General features: G+C 39.4%; 3 protein-coding genes and 1 pseudogene. 3 read left to right on the top strand and 1 reads right to left on the bottom strand.

Annotation, left to right across the window (positions count from 1 at the left end; translation table 11 throughout):
• Positions 1–59: 59 nt before the first annotated feature.
• On the bottom strand, positions 60–224 hold the full coding sequence (locus QUA45_RS28420; protein WP_333223250.1) for a hypothetical protein: 165 nt from the start codon (positions 222–224) through the stop codon (positions 60–62).
• A 312-nt stretch (positions 225–536) separates the two neighbouring features.
• Between QUA45_RS28420 and QUA45_RS28415 the strand changes: the two are divergent.
• The 3 genes and pseudogenes from QUA45_RS28415 to QUA45_RS28405 all read left to right on the top strand — a co-directional run bounded on the left by QUA45_RS28415 (position 537) and on the right by QUA45_RS28405 (position 2,794).
• A pseudogene (locus QUA45_RS28415) lies at positions 537–1,742 on the top strand (ISAzo13 family transposase).
• Positions 1,743–1,851: 109 nt separating this feature from the next.
• Positions 1,852–2,022, top strand: a complete 171-nt coding sequence (locus QUA45_RS28410; protein ID WP_333223248.1) for a hypothetical protein — start codon at positions 1,852–1,854, stop codon at positions 2,020–2,022.
• The gene (locus tag QUA45_RS28405; RefSeq protein WP_333223252.1) at positions 2,003–2,794 is read left to right on the top strand and encodes an NADP-dependent oxidoreductase; all 792 of its coding nucleotides are present in this window, start codon (positions 2,003–2,005) and stop codon (positions 2,792–2,794) included. The genes QUA45_RS28410 and QUA45_RS28405 overlap by 20 nt, the downstream gene beginning before the upstream one ends.
• Positions 2,795–2,832: the final 38 nt, after the last annotated feature.

Here is a 2,832-nt window from a genome sequence, read left to right as displayed (position 1 = left end):
CAATCACCAAATCCGATTAGCAATTCTGAAGGCTCAACCGCCTCTATTTTCTCCATCCTTTACATAAAAGCACTACCGGATAATTCTCCAATAAGCCTAAGAGCATCATTAAGCTTAAATTGCTTTAAATATTGTCCAATGTCATGGGGAGAGTATTCTTTCCCTGCTCTAGAACCGTAAGTGATTATATTTTTTCCAGCGCAATCACCTTCAAATCTACTCATATTCTCTCCCGATCTAAAACTTAAGCTAGTATTGTACTACAATGTAGTACAATATAGTACATTTGTATGTATCACCATCACGTTTGGTAACGCTCTCTAATTATGTCTGATGAAAGAGGTTGAGTCAGTGATTATCAACTCCAATAGTTAGTAAGAAATGAAATTTTAATAACATCAGCAATGTATAATAAATAAATGAGTGAATAGGAATAGGTTTATGTTTCGGTAGAAATGTCAAATATTATACCTACTTGGTTCTTCTTATGTCGCCCAAGATTTTTTGATTTAAATAATTTCTTACTAACTTAATTTATGTGTTACTCAGAGGAAATTACTGATTTAATGCGAAAACATCATCAGTCTTTATCTGAAAAAGATCAAAGAAAATATGCAGCGATAGAAGCCGTAAAACTTGGTCGTGGTGGAATTATTTATATAGCCCGAGTTTTGGGAGTAGACAGGAATACAATAGCCAAGGGAATTAAAGAGTTAAAAAGTGAATCAGACACGACTTGTAATCAACAGAGAATTCGCCGACGTGGAGGAGGAAGAAAAACTAGGGAGTCTGAGATACCTGATTTAAATGAGCGTTTTTTAGAAGTCTTAAAAAATTACACAGCCGGAGATCCCATGTCGGAAAAAATTAAATGGACAAATCTTACCCAGCAACAAATAGTTGAACGTCTGAAAGCTCAGGCAACAAGAGTCAGTACAACAGTTGTTCAAAAACTGTTAAAAAAACATGGAGATGTGAAACGCCAAGCTCAAAAAAAACAAACAACCGGAGTAACAAATAATCGTAATGAACAATTTGAAAATCTGGCTCGAATTACCGCCGAGTATGAGTTACAGGGAAATCCAATTGTTAGTATGGATACGAAAAAAAAGGAATTTATTGGAAAGCTATATCGAGCAGGAAGTCTATATACTACGGAAGCTATTACGACATTTGACCATGATTTTTGGAGTTTGGCTGAAAGAAAAATAGTACCTCATGGAATTTATTATCTGCAACTTAACCGAGGATATTTAAACCTCGGAATCAGTAAAGATACGAGTGAATTTGCTTGTGAATCGATAAAAGTATGGTGGGTTAATTACGGAAAATTTATCTACCCTCAAGCCAATTCAATTTTGATAAAATGATCTGGCGGTGGCAGTAATAATTCTAATCATCATATCTTTAAATCAAACTTACAAAATTTAGTGGACGAGCTAGGAATACAAATTAGAATCGCACACTATCCCCCCTATACATCGAAGTATAATCCCATTGAACATCGTTTGTTTTCTCACGTAACCAGAGCCTGTCAAGGAGTGATTTTTACTCCTCTTGAGTTAGTGAAAAAACTCATGGCAAAAACTCATACTAAAACCGGGCTTTCTGTGGTAGTAAATGTAATCGATAAAATTTATGAAACTGGTCGAAAAGTAGCTAAGGGATTTAAAGAAACAATGAAAATTATTTTTGATGAATATCTACCAAAATGGAATTATCGTGCCGTTCCGACTATTTAGCAGACGCTAATGTTATTAAATTTTCATTCCTAAGCTTGTTGGGATGATTGTCCAACCTGGTACAGCACTAATCGATGCTCAAAGCATTGGCAGAAAATAGGAACCATCAATGTCTTATTCAATTAATCAACAAATCTTACTCAAAAGCCGCCCAGTTGGCGAACCCAAAGAGAGTGATTTCGCCCTAGTCGAAACCCCAATCCCAGAACCAAGAGAAGGCGAAGTTCTCAACCGCACGATTTACCTGTCCCTCGACCCCTATATGCGCGGTCGCATATAGGGGTCGCGAATCTTATGCTTCTCCCGTAGAATTGGGTTCCGTGATGGTCGGTAGCACAGTTAGCCAAGTGGTGAAATCCAACCATCCCCTATTCAGGGCAGGAGATTTTGTGCTCGGTTATGACGGTTGGCAAACTTATGGCGTATCGAAAGGCGAAACGTTGCGCAAGCTTGACCCCAATCAAGCACCCATCTCCTATGCCTTGGGCATAACGGGGATGCCGGGAATGACGGCATATTTTGCGCTGCTTGATATTGGGCAACCACAAGCAGGCGAAACAGTTGTCGTTTCTGCTGCCTCTGGCGCAGTCGGTTCTGTAGTCGGTCAAATTGCTAAACTCAAAGGCTGTCGGGCAGTGGGGGTGGCTGGGAGTGAGGATAAATGCGATTACGCAGTCAAAGAATTAGGGTTTGATGCCTGCATTAACCGCAAAACTCAAGACCTCAGTTCAGCACTGAAAGCTGCTTGTCCTAAGGGAATTGATGTTTACTTTGACAATACGGCGGGTCCTATTTTAGAAGCCGTTTTGCAGCAGATTAATCTTGGGGCAAGAATACCACTCGTTGGTTTAATCTCGCAGTACAACGCAGAAACTCCTCCTCCTGGCCCTAATTTGATGCCACTGTTGGTTAAACGAGCGTTAATCAAAGGTTTTCTTGTGGGTGATTACCAACACCGTCACGCAGAGTTTGTAAACGATGTTTCTCAGTGGTTGCAGGAAGGTAAGCTCAAGTATAGAACCCATTTGAGATCTAAGAGGCCAGCCTCTTAATCATCAATCTAATAAAACAAAGATTCATCTTGGCAGTG

It is taken from the genome of Microcoleus sp. Pol12A5 (genome assembly GCF_036701435.1).
Taxonomy (GTDB): Bacteria; Cyanobacteriota; Cyanobacteriia; order Cyanobacteriales; family Microcoleaceae; genus Microcoleus.
Note: the sequence above shows the minus strand (reverse complement) of the source record. Positions and strands in the feature narration are given on the sequence as shown.

Coding starts and splice junctions, on each gene's coding strand:
- QUA45_RS28420 (WP_333223250.1), bottom strand. CDS start 224: ATGAGTAGATTTGAAGGTGATTGCGCTGGAAAAAATATAATCACTTAC.
- QUA45_RS28410 (WP_333223248.1), top strand. CDS start 1,852: ATGTCTTATTCAATTAATCAACAAATCTTACTCAAAAGCCGCCCAGTT.